The sequence below is a fragment of the Rhodanobacter denitrificans genome (assembly GCF_000230695.2).
GTDB lineage: Bacteria > Pseudomonadota > Gammaproteobacteria > Xanthomonadales > Rhodanobacteraceae > Rhodanobacter > Rhodanobacter denitrificans.
The window spans coordinates 2715872-2737730 of sequence record NC_020541.1; the positions used below are offsets into that span (position 1 = coordinate 2715872).

The 21859-nt window shown below is 68.0% G+C and carries 18 protein-coding genes; 10 read left to right on the forward strand and 8 right to left on the reverse strand.

Going from position 1 to position 21859, the window contains the following annotated elements:
- Positions 1–91: 91 nt before the first annotated feature.
- Both R2APBS1_RS12460 and R2APBS1_RS12465 read left to right on the forward strand, forming a co-directional pair.
- The gene (locus tag R2APBS1_RS12460) at positions 92–1636 is read left to right on the forward strand and encodes a phospholipase D family protein (protein ID WP_015448183.1); all 1545 of its coding nucleotides are present in this window, start codon (positions 92–94) and stop codon (positions 1634–1636) included.
- A 154-nt stretch (positions 1637–1790) separates the two neighbouring features.
- The gene (locus tag R2APBS1_RS12465; RefSeq protein WP_015448184.1) at positions 1791–2948 is read left to right on the forward strand and encodes an isovaleryl-CoA dehydrogenase; all 1158 of its coding nucleotides are present in this window, start codon (positions 1791–1793) and stop codon (positions 2946–2948) included.
- Between the two features lie 443 nt (positions 2949–3391).
- Here the strand turns inward: R2APBS1_RS12465 and R2APBS1_RS12470 are convergent, their stop codons facing one another.
- Entirely contained in the window at positions 3392–6223 is a 2832-nt protein-coding gene (locus R2APBS1_RS12470) for a S8 family serine peptidase (protein WP_015448185.1), read from the reverse strand.
- 228 nt (positions 6224–6451) lie between these two features.
- Here R2APBS1_RS12470 and R2APBS1_RS12475 point away from each other — a divergent pair, with 228 nt between their 5' ends.
- The 5 genes from R2APBS1_RS12475 to R2APBS1_RS12495 all read left to right on the forward strand — a co-directional run bounded on the left by R2APBS1_RS12475 (position 6452) and on the right by R2APBS1_RS12495 (position 13034).
- The gene (locus R2APBS1_RS12475; protein ID WP_015448186.1) at positions 6452–7636 is read left to right on the forward strand and encodes an acetyl-CoA C-acyltransferase; all 1185 of its coding nucleotides are present in this window, start codon (positions 6452–6454) and stop codon (positions 7634–7636) included.
- Positions 7637–7791: 155 nt separating this feature from the next.
- Positions 7792–8157: a hypothetical protein gene (locus tag R2APBS1_RS12480; RefSeq protein ID WP_007511924.1), complete on the forward strand. Its 366-nt coding sequence runs from the start codon at positions 7792–7794 to the stop codon at positions 8155–8157.
- A gap of 153 nt (positions 8158–8310) precedes the next feature.
- Entirely contained in the window at positions 8311–9918 is a 1608-nt protein-coding gene (locus R2APBS1_RS12485) for a carboxyl transferase domain-containing protein (protein WP_007511926.1), read from the forward strand.
- 42 nt (positions 9919–9960) lie between these two features.
- Positions 9961–11649, forward strand: coding sequence for a molecular chaperone HscC (locus tag R2APBS1_RS12490; RefSeq protein ID WP_015448187.1), 1689 nt, complete (start codon positions 9961–9963; stop codon positions 11647–11649).
- 164 nt (positions 11650–11813) lie between these two features.
- The gene (locus tag R2APBS1_RS12495; protein WP_231378361.1) at positions 11814–13034 is read left to right on the forward strand and encodes a J domain-containing protein; all 1221 of its coding nucleotides are present in this window, start codon (positions 11814–11816) and stop codon (positions 13032–13034) included.
- 20 nt (positions 13035–13054) lie between these two features.
- Here R2APBS1_RS12495 and R2APBS1_RS12500 read toward each other — a convergent pair whose 3' ends face one another.
- From R2APBS1_RS12500 to R2APBS1_RS12525, 6 genes are all read right to left on the reverse strand, one after another.
- A complete protein-coding gene (locus tag R2APBS1_RS12500) occupies positions 13055–13897 on the reverse strand; it encodes an FTR1 family iron permease (RefSeq protein ID WP_015448189.1) in 843 nt (280 codons plus the stop codon).
- 4 nt (positions 13898–13901) lie between these two features.
- Entirely contained in the window at positions 13902–14228 is a 327-nt protein-coding gene (locus R2APBS1_RS12505; protein WP_007511935.1) for a cupredoxin domain-containing protein, read from the reverse strand.
- Between the two features lie 179 nt (positions 14229–14407).
- On the reverse strand, positions 14408–15487 hold the full coding sequence (gene cgtA / locus R2APBS1_RS12510) for an Obg family GTPase CgtA (RefSeq protein WP_015448190.1): 1080 nt from the start codon (positions 15485–15487) through the stop codon (positions 14408–14410).
- 165 nt (positions 15488–15652) lie between these two features.
- A complete protein-coding gene (gene rpmA, locus R2APBS1_RS12515) occupies positions 15653–15910 on the reverse strand; it encodes a 50S ribosomal protein L27 (RefSeq protein ID WP_007511939.1) in 258 nt (85 codons plus the stop codon).
- A gap of 20 nt (positions 15911–15930) precedes the next feature.
- Positions 15931–16245, reverse strand: coding sequence for a 50S ribosomal protein L21 (gene rplU, locus R2APBS1_RS12520; protein WP_007511941.1), 315 nt, complete (start codon positions 16243–16245; stop codon positions 15931–15933).
- A 110-nt stretch (positions 16246–16355) separates the two neighbouring features.
- On the reverse strand, positions 16356–16982 hold the full coding sequence (locus R2APBS1_RS12525; RefSeq protein WP_015448191.1) for a DUF2059 domain-containing protein: 627 nt from the start codon (positions 16980–16982) through the stop codon (positions 16356–16358).
- A 149-nt stretch (positions 16983–17131) separates the two neighbouring features.
- On the opposite strand from R2APBS1_RS12525, the gene uvrA reads away from it, so the two are divergent.
- Genes uvrA through R2APBS1_RS12540 form a run of 3 tightly spaced genes read left to right on the forward strand, consistent with a single transcriptional unit; the run spans position 17132 to position 21175 of the window.
- The gene (gene uvrA, locus R2APBS1_RS12530) at positions 17132–20071 is read left to right on the forward strand and encodes an excinuclease ABC subunit UvrA (protein ID WP_015448192.1); all 2940 of its coding nucleotides are present in this window, start codon (positions 17132–17134) and stop codon (positions 20069–20071) included.
- A complete protein-coding gene (locus R2APBS1_RS12535; protein WP_015448193.1) occupies positions 20068–20529 on the forward strand; it encodes an acyl-CoA thioesterase in 462 nt (153 codons plus the stop codon). The genes uvrA and R2APBS1_RS12535 overlap by 4 nt, the downstream gene beginning before the upstream one ends.
- A gap of 7 nt (positions 20530–20536) precedes the next feature.
- On the forward strand, positions 20537–21175 hold the full coding sequence (locus tag R2APBS1_RS12540) for a helix-turn-helix domain-containing protein (RefSeq protein WP_015448194.1): 639 nt from the start codon (positions 20537–20539) through the stop codon (positions 21173–21175).
- On the opposite strand, the gene R2APBS1_RS12545 is transcribed toward R2APBS1_RS12540, so the two are convergent.
- Positions 21172–21672, reverse strand: a complete 501-nt coding sequence (locus tag R2APBS1_RS12545; RefSeq protein WP_007511951.1) for a GNAT family N-acetyltransferase — start codon at positions 21670–21672, stop codon at positions 21172–21174. The two genes, R2APBS1_RS12540 and R2APBS1_RS12545, sit on opposite strands and share 4 nt — an antisense overlap.
- Between the last annotated feature and the right edge of the window lie 187 nt (positions 21673–21859).

Sequence of the window (21859 nt, forward strand, 5' to 3'; positions counted from 1 at the left end):
AACCAGGGCCTGCCGCCACCCGCGGCAGGCCTTTGCTTATGCGGGGCGGTTGATCGAATAATCGCAGGCAAGGGGACCGAGGGTGCGCAGGATGATGATCTGGCTGGGCTGGGGATTGTTCGCACTGGTGTTGCTGGTGACCAGCGGGCTGCTGCTGGCCGACCGCCTGACCCCGCGCGCCACCGGCACACCGAGCACTGCACTGCCGCCGGAGCCGGCACAGACCCCGATCGACCGCGAGCTGGCCCCGTACCTGGCCGCGCACCCGGGCGAGACCGCGGCGACCCTGCTGCCCGACGGCCTGGACGCGTTCGCCGCGCGCGCCGCCTCCGCGCGCCTGGCCGGGCGCAGCCTCGACCTGCAGTACTACATGTGGCACGACGACCTGGTCGGCCACCTGCTGGCGCGCGAGGTCTACGCCGCGGCCGAGCGCGGCGTGCGCGTGCGCCTGCTGCTGGACGACATCAACACCAAGGGACTGGATCCGGCGCTGCTGGCGCTGGATGCGCACCCGAACATCGAGGTGCGCCTGTACAACCCGTTCCGCAACCGCCGCGGCGTGTGGCGTTTGCTGGAGATGGTGCAGCGCTTCTTCAGCGTCAACCACCGCATGCACAACAAGGCGTGGATCGCCGACGGCCGGATCGCGCTGGTCGGCGGCCGCAACATCGGCGACGAGTACTTTGACGCCAATCGCAGCGTGAATTTCCGCGACCTCGACATGCTGCTGCTCGGTCCGGCAGTGGCCGACGCCAGCGCGATCTTCGACGACTTCTGGAACTCCAGCGCCGCCGTGCCGATCGAGGCGCTGAACCCGCAGACGCCGGAGAACCTGCACAGGCTGGTGGCCGCGCTCGCCCACGAGTGCGCCGATGCCGCCGCGCAGGTCTACCTGGACCGGGTCGCTGCGTCGCCCTCGGCGCAACGCCTGGCCAACCGCGAACTGTCGCCACACTGGAGCGCGAGCATCACGGTGGCGTCCGATCCGCCGCTGAAGACGAAGGCCGCCGACCGCAGCGGCTGGCTGCAGCCGCGGCTGGCCGCCCACCTGGACGGCGTGCACAGCGAGGTGCTGCTGATCTCGCCCTACTTCGTTCCCGGCAAGCAAGGCACGGCGACCCTGCTTGGGCTGGCACGCGGCGGCACCCGCGTCGGCGTGGTCACCAACTCGCTGGCCGCCAACGACGTGCCCGCCGTGCACAGCGGCTACGAGCGTTATCGCCGGCAGTTGCTGGATGGCGGCGTGGGCCTGTTCGAGATCCGCCGCCGCGGCCCGGTCGCCACCCACGGCCTGTTCGGCAGCGGCGCCAGCCTGCACACCAAGGCGTTCGTGATCGACGGCGCGCGCGGCTTCGTCGGCTCGTTCAACCTCGACCCACGCTCGGCCAACCTCAACACCGAGATGGGCGTGCTGTTCGACGACGCCAGCCTGGCCCGCGACCTGCGCCAGGAATACCTGCGGCTGGCCATGCCGGAGCTGAGCTACCAGCTGCGCCGTGGCGCGGACGGCTCGCCGCAGTGGCTGGACCGCAGCGTGCAACCGCCGCTCGTGCTCGAGCACGAGCCCGAGGCCGGCTGGTGGCTGCGCACGATCACCCGCCTGATCAGCTGGCTGCCGATCGAATCCCAACTGTAGGAGCGCACCGAAGTGCGCGATGCTTTTCGTCACGTGGCGGAAAAGCATCGTGCACGACCGAAGAAAGTCCCTTGTGGACAGAGTGCGCTCCTACACACGGGCCAGGTGTTGCCGTGTGCGCTAAAATCGCCGGTCTGCATCCAAGGAGTTCGCCATGCGTCCGTTTCCGCTCGGAGAAGACATCGACCTGCTGCGCGAGTCCGTGCATGCCTTTGCGGAAAAGGAAATCGCCCCGCGTGCCGACCGCATCGACCGCGACAACCTGTTTCCCGCCGACCTGTGGCGCAAGTTCGGCGAGATGGGCCTGCTCGGGGTGACTATCCCCGAGACCTACGGCGGCAGCGGCATGGGCTTCCTCGCGCACATGGTGGCGATGGAGGAAATCTCGCGCGCGTCCGGCTCAGTCGGCCTGTCCTACGGCGCGCATTCCAACCTGTGCCTCAACAACATCTTCCACAACGGCAACGAGGCGCAGCGTCGCAGGTACCTGCCGAAACTGTGCAGCGGCGAGCACGTCGGCGCGCTGGCGATGAGCGAGCCCGGCGCCGGCTCCGACGTGGTCGGCTCGATGAGCTGCAAGGCCGAGCTGCGTGGCGACGTGTGGGTCGCCAACGGCAACAAGATGTGGATTACCAACGGCCCCGACGCCGACGTGCTGCTGGTCTACATGCGCACCGCGCCGCGGCCGGCCGGCAGCCGCTGCATGACCGCCTTCATCGTCGAGAAGGGCATGAAGGGCTTCAGCACCGCGCAGAAGCTGGACAAGCTCGGCATGCGCGGCTCCAACACCTGCGAGCTGGTGTTCGACAACTGCGAGATCCCCGCCGAAAACGTCGTCGGCGAGGTAAACGAGGGCGTGCGCGTGCTGATGAGCGGGCTGGACACCGAACGGCTGGTGCTGTCCGGCGGCCCGATCGGCCTGATGCAGGCGGCGCTCGACATCACCCTGCCCTACGTGCGCGAGCGCAAGCAGTTCAACGCGCCGATCGGCACGTTCGAGATCATGCAGGCCAAGGTCGCCGACATGTACACCGCGCTGCAGAGCTCGCGCGGCTTCGCCTACATGGTGGCGCAGCAGTTCGATGCCGGGGTGAAGTCGCGCATCGACCCGGCCGCCTGCCTGCTCAACGCCTCGGTCAACGCGGTGCAGGTGGCGCTGGAGGCGATCCAGTCGCTCGGCGGCAACGGCTACATCAACGAATTTCCCGCCGGCCGGCTGCTGCGCGACGCCAAGCTGTACGAGATCGGCGCCGGCACCAACGAGATCCGCCGCATGCTGATCGGCCGCGAGCTGTTCCACGGCAAGGCATGAGAAACATGCGCCGACAAAGGCATCGGCACCGGCACACCGAACCGAATTCCGCCGCATACTGATCGGCCGCGAGCTGTTCCACGGCAAGGCGTGAGGAACATGCGCCGACAAAGGCATCGGCGCCGGCACACCGAACCGAATTCCGCCGCATGCTGATCGGCCGCGAGCTGTTCCACGGCAAGGCGTGAGGAACATGCGCCGACAAAGGCATCGGCGCCGGCACACCGAACCGAATTCCGCCGCATGCTGATCGGCCGCGAGCTGTTCCACGGCAAGGCGTGAGGAACATGCGCCGACAAAGGCATCGGCGCCGGCACACCGAACCGAATTCCGCCGCATGCTGATCGGCCGCGAGCTGTTCCACGGCAAGGCATGATTCCGCCGCAATCGGAAGAGGAAAGGCCCGCACCATGCGGGCCTTTCTTCTGTGTGCACCGATGCGCTCAGAACGCCCAGCTGAAATTCACCGTACCCATCTGCGCCTGCTGGCGATCGCCGAAGTAGCGGTCGTAACCCAGTTGCAGGCTGGCGTGCGGTGTCATCTTCCAGTCCAGCGTGGTGCCGAGCATGCCGCCGTAACGCGACAGGCCGATACCCCCCACCGGGGCGAACTGGTTGATTCCGCTGAAGCTGGCATCGAATACCTCGCCGCGCATACCGAACGACTGCTGCCACAGCATGCGCCCCTGCAAGGCAAGGCTCCCGCCTCCGGCCAGCGCCCATTCGCGGGTGGCACGCAGACCCGCGCCGGCCTGCCAGCGCGCCGTGCTCTGCGCCGCCGATTTCAGGCCAAAGCCGTATGCACCCAGCTCGTTGAAACCATCGCGCCGGATCTGCGCGTACTGCAGGTTCATGTACGGGGTGAGCTGCGTGCGGCCCAGGGCGAAGCGGTAGCCGCTTTCACCATAGGCCACGCCGTAGCGGCCATGGACGTCGCTGGCGACCCCGGCGAACTGGTTGCCCAATTGCAATTGGCGACGCATGGTCTCGCGATAGTTGCCGATGCCGAAGCGTCCCATCGTGTACCACGAGCCGCGGATCATGCCGCCATACAGCATGCCCTCCAGGGCGTGGCTGCGCCCTTGATCCGCACTCTCGGCCAGTCGTCCCAGCCCCTGGCTCTGGCTCAGTGCATAACCGGCGACGCCGTTGCCGCCGACGCGCAGATCCTGCCCGACCAGTGCGCCGCTGAGGTCGTAGCCGACGTGCTCGTAGCCGCCACGCGACATGCCGCCGTGATAGCCAAGACCCTGCGTCCAGGCCCCGGCCTGCGGTGCATCGAGCAGGCTGTCGAAACGGTCGGACAGCGCCCGCGTGCCGGCGTCGATCGCCTCGAAGGTCATCGCCGCACTGGCCGCATGCAACTGGCCGGAAAGGCTTTCCAGCGAATGCTGCGCCGTAGCCAATGAGGCCGACTGCTGTAGGCTGGCAGCACCCGCGACAAACGCCGTCGCCACCGGCGTGGCACCCGTGGCAGCCGTACCGGAGCCGAGCTGGGCATTGATCAGCCCGAACGCGCCGTCCACCCGCTGCGCAGCGCCATACGAAGCGGCGGTGTACGTCATGCCCTGCACCGCCGTAGCCTGTACCTGGGTCACGTCGAGCCATGCGCTGCTGGCGTCGTAGTTGAGCGTGGCATCGAGCAGGACGACGTTGCTCGCCTTGTTCAAGGCGCTGAACGTGCCGCTCAATCCGCCGCTAGCACTGAGCACATTGGTATGCGAATTGACGACGTAACCCGGATTGGTGCCGATCACGTAGAGGTCGCCGCCGGCGAGGCTGGCCGTGCCGATGATTCGCAGCGACGAACCCAGCGATACCGCCAGTCGGCCATTGCCCTGCTGCACGTAGTTACCGCCCACGACGACGTCGCTGCCGACGGCAATGCCGCTGATTCCGAATACGCCGGCATTCGTGACATCGCCGAGAATGGTCTGTGCGCCGGCCAGCGTGCCGGCCGCCCCGATGCTGACGCTCCCGGCCAGTGACTTGGCGTTCAAGGTGCCGCCCTGCACCTGGGTCAGGCCGGTATAGCTCGCCGGCTGGATGAGATTGAGCGTGCCGCTACCCTGCTTGATCAGGCCGCCTGCACCATTGATCGGATTGCTCCAGTTGGAGGTGCCGCTGAAGTTCACCGTGACATCGCCCCAGTCGAACTTCATCGGCCCATTCACCGCGCGGCCCACGTTCAATTCGCCGTAGCCGAACACGGGATCCGGACCGGTGGCACCGAGATCATCGGCGGTGCCGAGCAGGGTCTGCCGCACCAGGTCGTTGCTGAAGTACGGGAAGGCCTGCCACACCAGTGCGGCCGCGCCGGAAACCTCCGGCGCCGCGAACGAGGTGCCGCTGACCACCCAGTAGCTCGGGCTGACGCCGGCGACCGCGCCCTTGTCGCTGACGATCACATCGCCCGGTGCGGCGAGGCAATAGTTCATCGCCCTGCCGCAGGCGTTCGAGTAACTCGCCAGCTGGGTCGGGTGATTGCTGTCGACCGCCACCGCGACCAGCCAGCCCGGCCCCAGTTGCGGCGCCAGGCTGGGCAGGCTGGCGATGTCGCTGGGGTCGCTGCGGGAGTCGTTGCCGGCCGCGAACACCACCAGCCCGCCATGCTGCAGCACGAACGGCTCGTAGGCCTGCGCGAAGGCCTGGTTGATCGAGGCCTTGGTGGTGTCCCAGTAGATGCCGCCCCAGGAGTTGTTCATCACCTGCACGCCGGCGGTGATCAGGTCCGGGTTCAGGGTCTGCGCGAAGAAGGCCGCATCCGCGGCGGTGACCGCGTTGCCCTGACCCGAGCCATCGTCCTTCGGCGCCACGTCGCTGATGATACGTGCCGAAACCAGGCTGGCAGCGGGTGCGATGCCGCCGGGAAACTTGTCGAACGCCCCGCCGGCGGCGATCTGCGAGACCCAGGTACCGTGGCCGACCACGTCGTCGATCGCCGTGTTGTTGGCAGTCGGGTCGACGTAGAGCAACTCCTGCTTGACTCGCCCGACCAGTGCCGGGTGGTTGCGCATGATGCCGCTGTCGACCACGCCGATGGTCACGCCCGCGCCGGTGTAGCCCAGGCTGTGCGCGGCGTAGGCGTTGGTGAGTGACAACTGGGCATCCAGTGGCGGCTGGCCGGTCGGCGTGCCTGGCGGCGGCGAACTCGGTACCGTCGGCGGTGACGTCGGCTTGACGTTGCCGCCTCCACCGCAGGCACTCAATCCCAGTGCCATGGCCACCAGCCAGGCCATTTCGCGACGCCGCAAGCCCGAGTCGAGCATATTCATCAATTCCCCTGTCGATACCGTCAGACCCCATGCATCGCCGGCGCGACGGATACGCCGCGATGCTTCCCCGCCGCGCATCTTGGCACAACGAAAATCCAATGAAACGCGCGCAAATCCTCACGACGCAAGGATTTGCGGCCGTTTGCCGAGTTTTGCGGCGGGCTGCGATAATTGCCCGGTTGTCTGTCAGGCGTTCGCGCCCCTCACGTCTCGCAAGCGGAGTTACCCATGTCGGATGTCAGCGTCGTCATCGTCGGTGCCAAGCGCACCGCCATCGGCTCCTTCCTCGGCCAGTTCACCGGCGTGCCCACCCCGAAGCTCGGCGCCACCGCGATTCGCGCCGCGCTGGAGCAGTCGGGCGTTGCCCCGGCCGACGTCGGCGAGGTGATCATGGGGTGCGTGCTGCCGGCCAACCTCGGCCAGGCGCCGGCACGCCAGGCCTCGCTGGGCGCCGATCTGCCGGCCGGCACCGGCTGCACCACCATCAACAAGGTGTGCGGCTCAGGCATGAAGGCGATCATGCTGGGCCACGACCTGATCAAGGCCGGCTCGGCGGCCATCGTGGTGGCCGGCGGCATGGAGTCGATGACCAATGCGCCGCACATGGTGCAGGCGCGCACCGGCATCCGCTACGGCGACGGCCAGCTGGTCGACCACATGGCCTGGGACGGCCTGACCAACCCGTACGACGGCAAGGCGATGGGCGTGTTCGGCGAGCTGTGCGCCGACAAGTACCACTTCACCCGCGAAGCGCAGGACGCGTTCGCGATCGAGTCGGTCAACCGGGCCAAGGCCGCGCAGCAGAATGGCGCGTTCGCCGGCGAGATCGTGCCGGTGACGGTGAGCGGCCGCAAGGGCGACGTGGTGGTCGACACCGACGAGCAGCCCGGGCGCTCCGACGTGGCCAAGATTCCCTCGCTGAAGCCCGCCTTCCGCAAGGAGAACGGCACGATCACTGCCGCCAGCTCCTCCAGCATCTCCGACGGCGCGGCCGCCGTGGTGCTGCTGTCGGCCGACGACGCGAACAAGCGCGGCCTGAAACCGCTGGCGCGCATCGTGGCGCACGCCACCCACTCGCAGGAACCGGAGTGGTTCACCACCGCGCCGGTCGGTGCGATCCAGAAGGTACTGGACAAGGCCGGCTGGAAGGTCGACGAGGTCGACCTGTTCGAAATCAACGAGGCGTTCGCGGTGGTGGCGATGACCCCGATGAAGGAACTCGGCATCCAGCACGCCAAGCTCAACGTCAACGGCGGCGCCTGCGCCCTGGGCCATCCGATCGGCGCCAGCGGCGCGCGCCTGGTGGTGACCCTGCTGAACGCGCTGAAGGTGCGCGGGCTCAAGCGCGGGGTCGCCTCCCTGTGCATCGGCGGCGGCGAGGCGACCGCGATTGCGGTGGAATGCATCGACTGACGCCGATCCATGACCAGCGCGTGATATCCAGATGACGGCTGGATAAATCTGTTTTTAATACGCCCTGAAGCGCCACGACAAAGATGTGGCGCAATTACCGCGAAAGCGCTATTAATACACGGCCAAACGGCATTCCACGGCAAAGGAGATCCACCATGAAGTTTACGCGTACCCTACTCGCCGCCGCGCTCGTCGCGCTGTTGGCGGCATGCAGCAACGGCGCGCAGGATTCCGCGCAAGACGCCCAGAAGTCGGCGGACACCGCCCAGCAGGCGGCCGACACCGCGCAGAAGGCTGCTGCAGCGGCTCCGACTGAGGCTCCGGCTGCGGCTCCGGCCACCACCGCTGCCGCTCCGGCTGCGGCTCCGGCCACCACCGCTGCGACCCCGGCCGCCGCCACCACCGCTCCGGCCGCCGCCGCAGTCGACGCTGCCGCCAAGGCTGCCGACGCTGCCAAGGACGCCGCAGGTGCGGCCAAGGACGCGGCTGACAAGGCCAAGGACGCCGTGAAGGGTCATTGATCCCTTGCTGGTTTCCTGAAAAAACGGCCGCCTCGCGCGGCCGTTTTTTTTCGTCCATGGTTCGCCGCTCCGCCACTGATTTTGGCCGCCGGCCGACGCCCGCTATCATCCGTGGTTTGGCCTTGATGGCAGCCTATCCGTGAGTCCGCATCCATGAGCGTCATTGCATCGCAGGTTGATCCGCGTTCCGCCGAATTCCAGGCCAGCAGCCGCCAGCTGCGCGCCGTGGTGGACGATCTGCAGCGCGAACTGGTGCGCAGCGCCGAGGGTGGCGGCGCCAAGGCACGCGAAAAGCACGTGGCACGCGGCAAGCTGCTGCCGCGCGAGCGCATCCGCGCCCTGCTCGACCCCGGCTCGCCGTTCCTGGAACTGTCGCCACTGGCCGCGCACGGCATGTACGACGATGCCGCGCCCGCCGCCGGCCTGATCACCGGCATCGGCCGGGTCAACGGCGTCGAGGTGGTGGTGGTCGCCAACGACGCTACCGTCAAGGGCGGCACCTACTTCCCGATCACCGTGAAGAAACACCTGCGCGCGCAGGAAGTGGCGCTGGAGAACAACCTCCCTTGCGTCTACCTGGTTGACTCCGGCGGCGCGTTCCTGCCGCTGCAGGACGAGGTGTTCCCGGACAAGGAGCACTTCGGGCGGATCTTCTACAACCAGGCGCGAATGTCCTCGCTCAACATCCCGCAGATCGCGGTGGTGATGGGCAGCTGCACGGCCGGCGGCGCCTACGTGCCGGCGATGAGCGACGAGACGATCATCGTGCGCGAGCAGGGCACCATCTTCCTCGGCGGCCCGCCGCTGGTAAAGGCCGCCACCGGCGAGGTGGTCGACGCCGAGACGCTGGGCGGCGCGGACGTGCACACGTCGATCTCCGGCGTGGCCGACCACTTTGCCGAGAACGACGCACACGCGCTGGCGATCGCGCGCGACATCGTGGGCCATCTGAACCGCACCAAGGCGATGCCGCTGGCGCTGCGCGCGCCGGTCGAGCCGAAGTATGCGGCCGAGGAGCTGTACGGGGTGATCCCGCAGGACACCCGCCGCCCGTTCGACATCCGCGAGGTGATCGCGCGCATCGTCGACGGCTCGGAGTTCCACGAGTTCAAGGCGCGCTACGGCAAGACCCTGGTGTGCGGCTTCGCGCACATCCACGGCTACCCGGTGGGCATCGTCGCCAACAACGGCATCCTGTTTGCCGAGAGCGCGCTCAAGGGCGCGCACTTCATCGAGCTGTGCAACCAGCGCAACGTGCCGCTGGTGTTTTTGCAGAACATCACCGGCTTCATGGTCGGCAAGAAATACGAGCAGGCCGGCATCGCGAAGGACGGCGCCAAGATGGTCACCGCGGTGGCCTGCTCGCACGTGCCGAAATTCACCGTGGTGATCGGCGGCAGCTTCGGCGCCGGCAACTACGCCATGTGCGGTCGCGCCTACGGCGCGCGCTTCCTGTGGATGTGGCCGAACGCGCGCATCTCGGTGATGGGCGGCGAGCAGGCCGCGTCGGTGCTCGCCACCGTGAAGCGCGACGGCATCGAGGCCAGGGGCGGCGCGTGGTCGGCCGCCGAGGAGGAAGCGTTCAAGGTGCCGCTGCGCGAGCAGTACGAACGCCAGGGCCACCCCTACTACGCCAGTGCGCGGCTGTGGGACGACGGCGTCATCGACCCGGTCGATACCCGCCGCGTGCTCGGCCTGGCGATCTCCGCCTCGCTCAACGCGCCGATCGAGCCGCAGCACTACGGCGTGTTCCGCATGTAAGCTTTCGCTCCACGCGAGACGACTTCACGGGGGAAGTCAGGGATGATCGTCGGCATCGATCTGGGGACCACGCATTCGTTGATCGGCTGCCACGACGCGACGGGGCCACGGCTGTTTGCGAATGCACTGGGGGAGTTCCTGACGCCCTCGGTGGTGAGCATGGACGCGTCCGGCCAGGTCGTCGTCGGCCAGCCCGCGCGCGACCGCATGGTCAGCCATCCGCAGGCCAGCGTGGCAAATTTCAAGCGCTGGATGGGCAGCCCGCGCGAAACACGGCTTGGCGCGCACAGCTTCCGTCCGGAAGAGCTTTCCGCCCTGATCCTGCGCTCGCTGATCGCCGATGCCGAGGCGGCGCTCGGGGAAAGGATCGACGAAGCGGTGATCAGCGTGCCGGCATACTTCTCGGACGCCCAGCGCAAGGCGACCCGCGCGGCGGGCGAACTGGCCGGCATCCGCGTCGAGCGACTGATCAACGAGCCCACGGCTGCCGCGCTGGCCTATGGCCTGCGCGAGAAAGCCGATGGCGCCCGCTTCCTCGTCTTCGACCTGGGCGGCGGCACCTTCGACGTCTCGGTGCTGGAGATGTTCGAGGGCGTGGTGGAAGTGCACGCCAGCGCCGGTGACAACTTCCTCGGCGGCGAGGACTTCCTCGACCTGCTCGAACAGGCCTGCCGCGCCGACCTGAAGCTCGCCGACAGCGCGCTGGACGCAAGCCAGCGTGGCCAGTTGCGTCGCCGGCTGGAAGCGGCCAAGCGCGATCTTGGCAGCCGTGGCCAGGCACAGGTCGAGCTCTCGCTGGGTGACCGGCAGCTGGCATGGCAGATCGACGAGGACCGCTTCGCCCGGCTTGCCGACCCGCTGGTGCAGCGCATGCGCGCGCCACTGGAACGGGCGATGCGCGACGCCCGCCTGAAGCCGGAACAGCTGGACGAAATCGTGCTGGTCGGCGGCGCCAGCCGCATGCCGCTGGTCGCCAGGACGGTATCGCGCATGTTCGGCCGGCTGCCGCTGCGCCACGTGAATCCGGATCGGGCGATCGCACTGGGCGCCTGCATCGCCGCCGGGCTGAAATCGCGCGACCAGCAGCTGGAGGAGGTCATCCTCACCGACGTCTGCCCCTACTCGCTCGGTACCGAGGTGGCGCGACGGGACGAACGGGGGCGCGTGGTGACGGGATTCTTCGAGCCGATCATCCAGCGCAACAACAGCGTACCGGTCAGTCGCGAGGAAACCTTCTGGCCGATCCACGAACGCCAGAGGCAACTCCAACTGGACGTCTACCAAGGCGAAAGCCCGCTGGTGGAAAAGAACATCAAGCTGGGCGCATTGACGGTAGACATCGACCCCGCGCTGCCGATCGCGCAGAACGCGGTGACCGTACGTTTCACCTACGACATCAACGGCGTGCTGCAGGTCGAGGCGCGCGTGCATGCCGACGACCGCCGCTACGAACTGCTGCTGGAACAGAACCCCGGCCTGCTCGATGCGCAGCAGATCCGCGAGCGTCTGGCCGCGCTGAATGACATCAAGATCCATCCCCGCAGCAAGCAGGAAAACCTCGCCGTGCTGGCGCGCGCCGAGCGCCTGTACGAGGAACACCTGCTTGCACGGGACCAGCTGCAGGAGTGGATCGCGCGTTTCCGCGCCGCGCTGGAAAGCCAGGACGACGCCCTCATCCGCGAGCATCGCCGCGAGTTCGCCCGCGCGCTGGACACGCTGGAGTCCGCCTGATGTCGCCGTTCGAGCTGCTCGGGCTGGCGGCGGATGCCGACGAGCGCGCGATCAAGCGTGCCTATGCGCAGCGCTTGCGGGCCACCCGCCCGGAGGACGACCCGCAGGGGTTCCAGCGCCTGCATGCCGCCTACCAGGCGGCACTGCAGCACTGCCGGGCATGCATGACCGGCGAACTGGCAGCGTCTTTCAACCCGCCGATGGACCGATCGGTTCTCGTGCCGACACGGTCGGAGCCCCTGCCCGCCGCGCCGGAGCCACCGACGCTTCCGCATGTCAACCCCGACGCCTTCTGCACCGCCGCGTTCGAACTCGCCGCGGCCGGCGACGCGCCGGCGCTGCAGGCATGGCTGGCCGGCCGGCCGGAGCTGTGGTCGCTGCAGCGCAAGGCCCACACCGGCCATGCCCTGATGGAAAAGCTCTACCGGCAGGTCCCGCCGATGCCGGCCGACTGCCTGGCAACCCTGCTGCGTTTCTTCGACCTCGACCACGCCCTGGCCGGGCACGATCCGCTGGCCCTGCTGCAACTGGAGCGGCGCACACGACTGGCCTGGCAACTGGAAGTCGCCGACCGGGAGGTCCTGGCCGCGCGCCTGGCCATCCGCAGCTCCTCGCAGCGCCGGCGGGCGCACTGGATCGTGCGGCTGCTGATGCGTCCGTTCCGCTGGCCGCGGGTGCTGTTCGTCGGCATGAACAGCGCCAATGCCGGACTCATCGCCGACTTCGTCGACGGCGTGAGCGACAACCATCCGGAGGATCTTCCCGCCGCCATCAACCGTCGCCAGCTTGCCTTCTGGCGCGCGGCGGCCGAACGCGATCGGGTCACTCGCCCGCGACTGATCCTCGGCGGCGCACGCAGCGCGGCGATGCTGCTGCTCGGCATGCTGCTGGCGCCACTGCTGAGCCAGTGGTTCAGCGGCCGCATGTCGTTTCAAACGATGCTGATCGCGATCGGCATGCTGATGATCCCCAGCGCGCTGTGGGCCCTGTGGATGGCCTGGTCGCTGCTCGTTTCCTGGTATCTCCGGCCCGAATGCATGACCGCGCGCCGCTCCGTGCGCGCGTACCTGGTGCCGGCGCTGTGCGCGGGCGGCGTGGTCCTTGGCGCAGAAGGGCTGGACGGGTTCGGTCTCGTCCTGATCGCGCCGGCCTTCTGGTTGGCCGTGCGTCGCTACTGGTACCGCCACGCGAGTCGGCACGCGCTGCTTCGCTCGGGCCACGTGCGGCTGATGAGCCTGCTGGCCATTCCCGTGCTGCACGGCGTACTGAACGCCGGGCGGGGCGGTGAACTGGTGTCCTTCGGCGAGATCATCGCCGCGTTGGCCATGCTGGCCTGGACGGCCGACCTGCGGAAGCAGCGCCAGCGCAGCGCCGAAGCGGGATGACCCGGGCCGCCAACCCGTCGTCAGCAGGCCGGGTGCACGGCGGGCCGGCCATCCAGGGGCCGCGTCGGCGGCTGGCGCTTGACGAAACGCGCGCCCATCCACAACGCGAGCAGGGTCAAGGCGTAGAACACCAGCTGCATGCCGGCCGGCTGCGCATCGTAACCGACCAGGATATGCGCGGTCTGGCCCGGCACCGAGCCGTTGCCGAGCAGCCACGAGCTGTCCCACAGCTGGTTGCCCCAGGCCGGCAGCAAGTCGGCCTGGATCAGGTAACGCGCGGCCGTCGAGGCGAGGCCCGCGGCCAGCAGCACCAGCATGGCGTTGGTCACGCCGAAGAAGTGCCGCAGCGGGATGCGCAGCAGGCCCGCGTACAGCGCGAAGCCCAGCGCCGCACCGGCGACCACGCCGATCGCCAGGCCGGCCCACAGGTGCTCGGCACCGCCGGCGCGCATGCCGTACAGGAACAGCACCACCTCCGAGCCCTCGCGCAGCACCGCCAGTGCCACCACCGCCAACAGCAGCCCCAGCGAACTGGCGCCGCTGTGCACCGCATTGCCCAGCAACTGCATCTGCCGGCTCAGCTCGCGGCCGTGGCTGGACATCCACAGCACGTGCCAGCCGATCATCAGCACCGCCGCCAGCAGCACGCCGGCATTGAACAGTTCCTGCCCGACGCCGCTGAACGCCGCGGCCAGCAGGTCGGCCGACAAGGCCACCAGCACCGCACCGAAGCCTCCCAGCGCGATCCCGCCGCCAATAAACCAGCCGCGCCGGGGCACGCCACGGGTGGCAGCCGCCACCACGCTGACGATCAGCGCCGCCTCCAGCACTTCGCGAAATACCAGCAGGGCTACGGCTCCCATGGCGCTACTCCACCACCAACGTGCCCTGCGCGGTGGGCTGGTGGAAATCGCCATAGAAGCGGTAGTGCCCCGGCTTGAACGGGCCGATCAACAAGCTGGTGCGGCTGTTCGGCATCACGATCTTCTCGGCCGGGAAGTCATCGCTCTCGAACTCCTCCGGCGAGGCGTCCTGGTTGACCAGTTCGAGCCTGACCCGGGTATCCGCCGGGATGCGCAGCTCGCTGGGCTGGTAGCGGTGATCCTTCAAGGTCAGCGTGTAGCTGGTCGTGTCAGCCGCGCTGGCCAGCAGCGGCAACGACAGGGCGAACACGAACGGCAGCAGGCGTGGCATGGGAGTGCTCCTGTGTTTCGGGTAAATGACTGATAGTCATTCTCATTCAATGGGCGCATGATACCCGATCGTTCGGCATGCCGCCAGTCGGCATCGCTCGGCCACGCCCGCCGTCATGCCGGCAGGCGCGAACCGCCTTGCGTCGATCCGGACCCGCGACGCGGCGCCGGCAGCCTGAATCAGCCTTGTGGCGCTTCCCCGCGCAGACGTACGTCGTTCGGCAGCATGTCGGTACGCTCCACGCTGGCCTCACGCTGCGACTCGAAGAAGCGCTGCACCTGCTGACACACCGCCATCGTGCCCTCGCGCGCGATGGCCGAGACCAGGAACCACGGCTGACTCCAGCCCAGTTTGTCGATGATGCCTTGCGCCACCGCCTGGCGTTCGTCCTCCGGCAGTACGTCCGCCTTGTTCAACACCAGCCAGCGCGGGCGTTCGAGCAGCTCCGGGTTGAATTTCTGCAGTTCCTGCTCGATCGCGCGCACCTGGCCGGCCACGTCGGCGCCGTCGATCGGCGCGATGTCGACGATGTGCAGCAGCAGGCTGGTGCGCGCCACGTGGCGCAGGAACTGGATGCCCAGCCCGGCACCTTCGGAGGCGCCCTCGATCAGGCCGGGGATGTCGGCGATCACGAAGCTCTGGTCGGTGCCAAGGCTGACCACGCCCAGGTTCGGATGCAGCGTGGTGAACGGGTAGTCCGCCACTCGCGGCGTCGCCGCCGACACCGCCCGGATGAAGGTGGACTTGCCCGCGTTGGGGAAACCGAGCAGGCCGACGTCGGCCAGCAGGCGCAGTTCAAGCTTCAGCTCGCGCACCTCGCCCGGGGTCCCCGGGGTGGCCTTGCGCGGCGCCCGGTTCACCGACGTCTTGAAATGGATATTGCCCAGGCCACCCTTGCCGCCCTGCGCCACCAGCATGCGCTGGCCATGGGCGGTGAGGTCGCCGATCACCTCGTCGGTGTCGACATTGGTGATCATGGTGCCGACCGGCACGCGGATCGTGGTGTCCTCGCCGCCCTTGCCGTACATCTGGCTGCCCATGCCGTTCTCGCCGCGCTGCGCCTTGAAGCTGCGCTGGTGGCGGAAGTCGATCAGGGTGTTCAGGCCCTCGTCGGCCACCAGCCAGACCGAGCCGCCGAAACCGCCATCGCCGCCGTCGGGGCCACCGAACGGGATGAACTTCTCGCGGCGGAAGCTGATACAGCCATTGCCGCCGTCACCGGCCTGGACTTTGATGTTTGCTTCGTCGACGAATTTCATTGGAGAACCGGGATTCCGGATTGGGGATTGGGAAGAGCAGCCCATCGTGGACATGGTACGGGACGGGACGCGTGCTGGCTTCTGCGAGGCCCGAATCTCGACATCCCGTGACAAAAAACAAAAGCCCCGCCGAAGCGGGGCCTTCGCTGTCGCATCGCGGAAGGCTTACGCCTGGACGACGTCGACAAAACGACGATTCTTCGCGCCGCGGATCTTGAACTGGACGGTACCGTCGACCAGTGCGAACAAGGTGTGATCGCGGCCCAGACCCACGCCGGCCCCCGGATGGAACTGGGTGCCGCGCTGACGCACGATGATGTTGCCGGCCTCGATGGCCTGGCCACCGTAGATCTTCACGCCGAGGTACTTCGGGTTCGAATCGCGACCATTGCGGGTGGAACCGCCTGCCTTCTTGTGTGCCATGACTTTCTACTCCGGCTGAATCAGGCGTTGATGCCCGTGATCTCGATTTCGGTGAAATGCTGCCGATGGCCCTGCTGACGCTTGTAGTGCTTGCGGCGGCGGAACTTGATGATGCGGATCTTATCGGCACGACCGTGCTTGCGCACGGTGGCGCTGACGGTGGCGCCTTCGACGACCGGCGCACCAACGGTGACCGACTCGCCGGAACCGACCAGCAGCACCTGGTCGAAGCTGACCGTGGCGCCTTCGTCGGCGGTCAGCAGCTCCACGCGCAGCACGTCGCCCTGCTGCACACGGTACTGCTTGCCACCGGTCTTGATGACTGCATAACTCATGGAAATGCCCTTCTGTCGTTATTCTCTTGGGTGTTTCGCCCCGAACCGGCCGGAACGAACGCAGAAGTATAGCGAGGCCACCGGCTGCTGGTCAATTCCTGACCAGCCGGTCAGGACTGGGGTGCCGCCGGCGCCGCGGATTTCACCGGCACCGGTGTCGCCGGCTTGGGCTTGGCTGCCGGCTTGTGATGGTGCACCGGCTTGTGCCGGACATGCTTCTTCGCCGGCCGGGCCGCGGGTTTGGCCTCGCCCTCGTCGGCCGCCTCCGGCGCCGCCGGGCAGCGACCCTGCGCGTCGAGGCTGCCCTTCTTCTGCAACTCCTGCAGCATCGTGCGGGTACGCTCCTGCCCCCACTGCCGGCCGGCCTGAACCGCCTCGGCAACGCTCGCCGGCATCTCGGTCAACACCTTCTGGCCCAGCGGCGAACGGTAGAACTTCAGCAGCCCGTCGACCTCCTCGCCGCTGAAATGACGCTGGAACACCGGAACCATGCGCTGCGTCACGGCTGCCGCACCGTCGCCATCGACGAACCCCTGCCAGTAGGCCGCCGGCACGCAGGGCAGCTTCTGCTGCATCAGCGTGGCCATCTGCGTGTTCATCTGGCCGAGGGTCTGTTCCATCCGCATCACCTTGAACAGGTCACGCACCTGCTGCTCGCTGGCGGTCACGGCAGCCGTGGCCGCTCCGCAGCTGACGAGCAGCCACAGCAAGGCGCCGATCCGGATCCGGGTACGCATGGGCAGTGATCTCCGAGGTAGCGGCGTGGCGGCCGGGAAGCCTCGCATTAGGCCATACGCCGCCGCCCACCGGAACTTTCCGGCTGAAGCGGCAATAACTGACCTGCCCAGGTTGGTATAGTGCGCGTTCCCCCCCATATCCGGCGTCCATGGACACCATTCGCATCCGCGGCGCACGCACGCACAACCTCAAGAACATCGACCTCGACCTGCCACGCGACCAGTTGATCGTGATCACCGGCCTGTCCGGCTCCGGCAAATCCTCGCTGGCGTTCGACACCATCTACGCCGAAGGCCAGCGCCGCTACGTCGAGTCGCTATCGTCCTATGCACGGCAGTTCCTGTCGATGATGGAGAAGCCCGACGTCGACCACATCGAAGGCCTGTCGCCGGCCATCTCGATCGAGCAGAAATCCACCTCGCACAACCCGCGCTCCACCGTCGGCACGATCACCGAGGTGTACGACTATCTGCGCCTGCTGTACGCCCGCGTCGGCACGCCGCGCTGCCCCGATCACGGCATTCCGCTGGAGGCGCAGACGGTGAGCCAGATGGTCGACGCCACCCTGGCGCTCGACCCTGAGCAGCGCTACATGCTGCTGGCGCCGGTGATCCGCGAGCGCAAGGGCGAGCATGTGCAGGTGTTCGAGCAGTTGCGTGCACAGGGTTTCGTGCGCGCGCGCGTCGACGGCACCGTGTTCGACCTGGATGCGGTGCCGCCGCTGACGTTGCGGCAGAAGCACACCATCGAGGTGGTGATCGACCGTTTCCGTCCGCGCGAGGACATCAAGCAGCGCCTGGCCGAATCGTTCGAGACCGCGCTACGGCTGGGCGACGGACTGGTGATCCTGGCCAACATGGACGCCGGTGCCAACGCGAAGGAGCAGATGCTCTCGTCACGCTATTCCTGCCCGGTCTGCGACTACTCGCTGCCCGAGCTGGAGCCGCGGCTGTTTTCGTTCAACTCGCCGATCGGCGCCTGCCCGTCCTGCGACGGCCTGGGCGTGACCCAGGTGTTCGATGCGGCGCGCGTGGTCGGCCACCCCGAACTGCCGCTGTCCAACGGGGCGGTGCGCGGCTGGGACCGGCGCAACGCGCACTACTTCCAGCTGATCCTGTCGCTGGCCACGCACTACGGCTTCGACGTGGACACGCCGTGGAACAAGCTTCCCGCGGACGTCCAGAAGGCCATCCTGTACGGTAGCGGCAAGGACAGGATCGCGTTCCGCTACATCACCGAACGCGGCGGCAAGGTCACCCGCGAGCACGCGTTCGAGGGCATCCTGCCGAACCTGGAGCGGCGCTACAAGGAAACCGAATCCGCCGCGGTGCGCGAAGAGCTGGCCAAGTACATCAGCGACCAGCCCTGCCCGGATTGCGCCGGCCAGCGGCTGAACCGCTCGGCCCGCAACGTGTTCGTGGCCGACCACGCCCTGCCCTCGCTCACCGCGCGCTCGATCGACGACGCGCTGGCGTTCTTCGAGGAGCTGAAGCTCGCCGGCTGGCGCGGCGAGATCGCGGTGAAGATCGTCAAGGAAATCCGCGAGCGGCTGAGCTTCCTCAACGACGTGGGCCTGAACTACCTCACCCTGGACCGCCAGGCCGACTCGCTGTCCGGCGGCGAGGCGCAGCGCATCCGCCTGGCCTCGCAGATCGGCGCCGGCCTGGTCGGCGTGATGTACGTGCTGGACGAACCCTCGATCGGCCTGCACCAGCGCGACAACGAGCGCCTGCTCGGCACGCTCACCCGGCTACGCGACCTCGGCAACACGGTGATCGTGGTCGAGCACGACGAGGACGCCATCCGCATGGCCGACCACGTGCTCGACATCGGCCCCGGCGCCGGCGTGCACGGCGGCGAGGTGGTGGCGCAGGGCACCGTGCAGGACATGCTCGACTCGCCGCGCTCGGTGACCGGCCAGTTCCTTTCCGGCGTGCGCGCGATCGAGGTGCCGAAGGAACGCCGCCAGCCGATCGACGACGATTCCTGGCTGCACCTGAAAGGCGCCAGCGGCAACAATCTGAAACACGTCGACCTAGCCATCCCGGCTGGGCTGTTCACCTGCGTCACCGGCGTCTCCGGCTCGGGCAAGTCGACCCTGGTCAACGACACCCTGTTCCGCCTCGCCGCGATCGAGCTCAACGGCGCCAGCGCGCAGCCGGCGCCGTTCAAGTCGGTCTCGGGACTGGAACTGTTCGACAAGGTGGTCGACATCGACCAGTCGCCGATCGGCCGCACGCCGCGTTCCAACCCCGCCACCTACACCGGCCTGTTCACCCCGCTGCGCGAGATGTTCGCGCAGGTGCCCGAGGCACGTTCGCGCGGCTACACGCCGGGCCGCTTCAGCTTCAACGTGCGCGGCGGCCGCTGCGAGGCCTGCGAGGGCGACGGCATGCTAAAGGTGGAGATGCATTTCCTGCCCGACGTCTACGTGCCCTGCGACGCCTGCCACGGCAAGCGCTACAACCGCGAGACGCTGGAGATCCTGTACAAGGGCCACACCATCGCCGACGTGCTCGACATGACGGTGGAGGACGCGCTGAAGCTGTTCGAGAACGTGCCGACCATCGCGCGCAAGCTCGACACGCTGCGCGCGGTGGGGCTCGACTACATCAAGCTCGGCCAGAGCGCGACCACGCTGTCCGGCGGCGAGGCGCAGCGCGTGAAGCTGTCCAAGGAACTGTCCAAGCGCGACACCGGCAACACCTTGTACATCCTCGACGAACCCACCACCGGCCTGCACTTCCACGACATCGAGCAGTTGCTCGACGTGCTGCACCAGCTGGTCGACCAGGGCAACACCGTGGTGGTGATCGAGCACAACCTGGACGTGATCAAGACCGCCGACTGGGTCGTCGACCTCGGCCCCGAGGGCGGTGCCGGCGGCGGCCGCATCCTGGTTGCCGGTACGCCGGAGACCGTGGCCGCCACGCCCGAATCACACACCGGCCACTTCCTCGCGCCGCACCTGAAGCCGGCCAAGCCGAAGAAGCCGGGCGCCGCCACGCGGGTCAAGGCCGCCACCAGGCACATCGCCTCGGCCGACAAGTACAAACCGATGCGCGGCAGCAAGAAGAAGCGTTCATGAATCCACGCAAATCCACCACGGTCGCCGATGCGGCGAGCACTGCCGCGGCAGAAGCCGAAACCGGCAAGCCGCTGTTCGTCGCCTCGCTCGGCGTGCGCTGGCGCGACCTCGACGCGTTCAACCACGTCAACAACTCCAACTACCTCACCTACCTGGAAGAGGCGCGGCTGCAGTGGCTGAGCCACGTGCCCGGGCCGTGGTTCGACGAGCACGCGATGCCGGTGATGGCCGCCAGCCAGGTCAACTACCGCCGCCCGATCGCCTGGCCGGCGCAGTTGCAGGTGCAGCTGTTCTGCGCGCGCATGGGCAACAGCTCGATGACGATCACCCATCGAGTGCTCGACGCCGAACACCCCGACCAGCTGTACTGCGACGGCCACGTGGTGATGGTGTGGATGGATCCGGCCAGCGGCAAGCCGGTGCCGTTGCCCGAGGCGATCCGCATCGCCGTGGGATGAACGACCCATGCGCACCGCCCTCGCCCGCACGTCCTTCGCGGTCAGCGCAACCGGTTCCGGCCGGATCGAAACGATCGCCGGTGCGCGCCATGCCTGGCGCTTCCGGCCGCATTTCCACGCCGGCGACGAAGTCGTGCAAGTGTTGGCGGGACGGGCGCGGCTGCGCCTTCCCGACGCCTGCCGCGCGGTGGTCGCCGGCAATACCGTCGTGGTGCCGGCCGGCGTGATCCATCGTTTCGAGCCAGTGGATGGCAGCGGCTGGGCTTTCAGCTCACGCTTCGTGCCGCCCGCCGCAAACGACGCCGCCACGCCAGGCGCCCTCGATGCGCTCGGCGTCCAGGCGATGGCCCTGCTGGCCGAACGAGCTTCGCTGCGTACCGACGTGGAAGCGATCGCGCAAGCCTGCGCGGTTTCCGCCGGCCACCTGGCGCGCGCGTTCCGTCGCGCGACCGGCAGCAGCCTGCACAACTTCCACCTCCTGCTGGCCCTGCACGAGGCAAAGGCGCGGCTGCGCCACCACGCGTCGATCGTCGAGGCCGCGCTGGATGCCGGCTTCTACGACCAGGCCCATCTCAACCGCGAATTCGTGAGGACGTTCGGCCTGACCCCGGCCGCCTTCCGCGCAGGCTGGGCCAGGGTCGCCTAGGCCGCTCCGGCCGTGAGTTCCAGCGCCATGTACAGGGTGCCCGGCACCGGGTTGTCGTAATACGGCGCCACCGCACGAAATCCCAGCGCGGCATAAAGATGCCGGGCCGCCTGCATCGAAGCCAGGGTGTCCAGCAGCACGCGCGCGTAGCCGGCCTCCGCGGCCCAGGCGATCACGGCCTCGGCCAGTCGCCGCCCCAGCGCCTGCCCCCGCGCCACAGGCCTGACATAGAGGCGCTTGATCTCGCACACGCCTGGCTGCGGCCGGGGTCGCAACGCCACGCAGCCCAGCACCGCGCCCGCGTCGTCGCGCGCAACCAGGATCACGCCGCGCGGCGGCGCATACTTGCCGGGCAGTTGCGCCAGTTCCGCGCCCACATCCTGGAAGGAAAGATCAACGCCGAGACCGGCGATGTATTCCGCGAACAAGCCGCGCACGAGCTCGATGTCGTCCGGCAGGCGGGCAGGCGCAATGTCGATCGTCGAAGGTGCAGGCATGTCCGCTCGCCGGTGGGAATTCGCGCAGCACGATAGTGAATCGGTGCCCTCGACGCTTGGACAATCCTGACCGGCGGTGCACCGGGCCCGCGGCCGGGCGCATCCCGGACACGCAGTGACGCGATCGACGCACGGCCTGCCCGCGCCGTCGCTATGATGGCGATTCGGTCCCCACGATGGAAGGCGC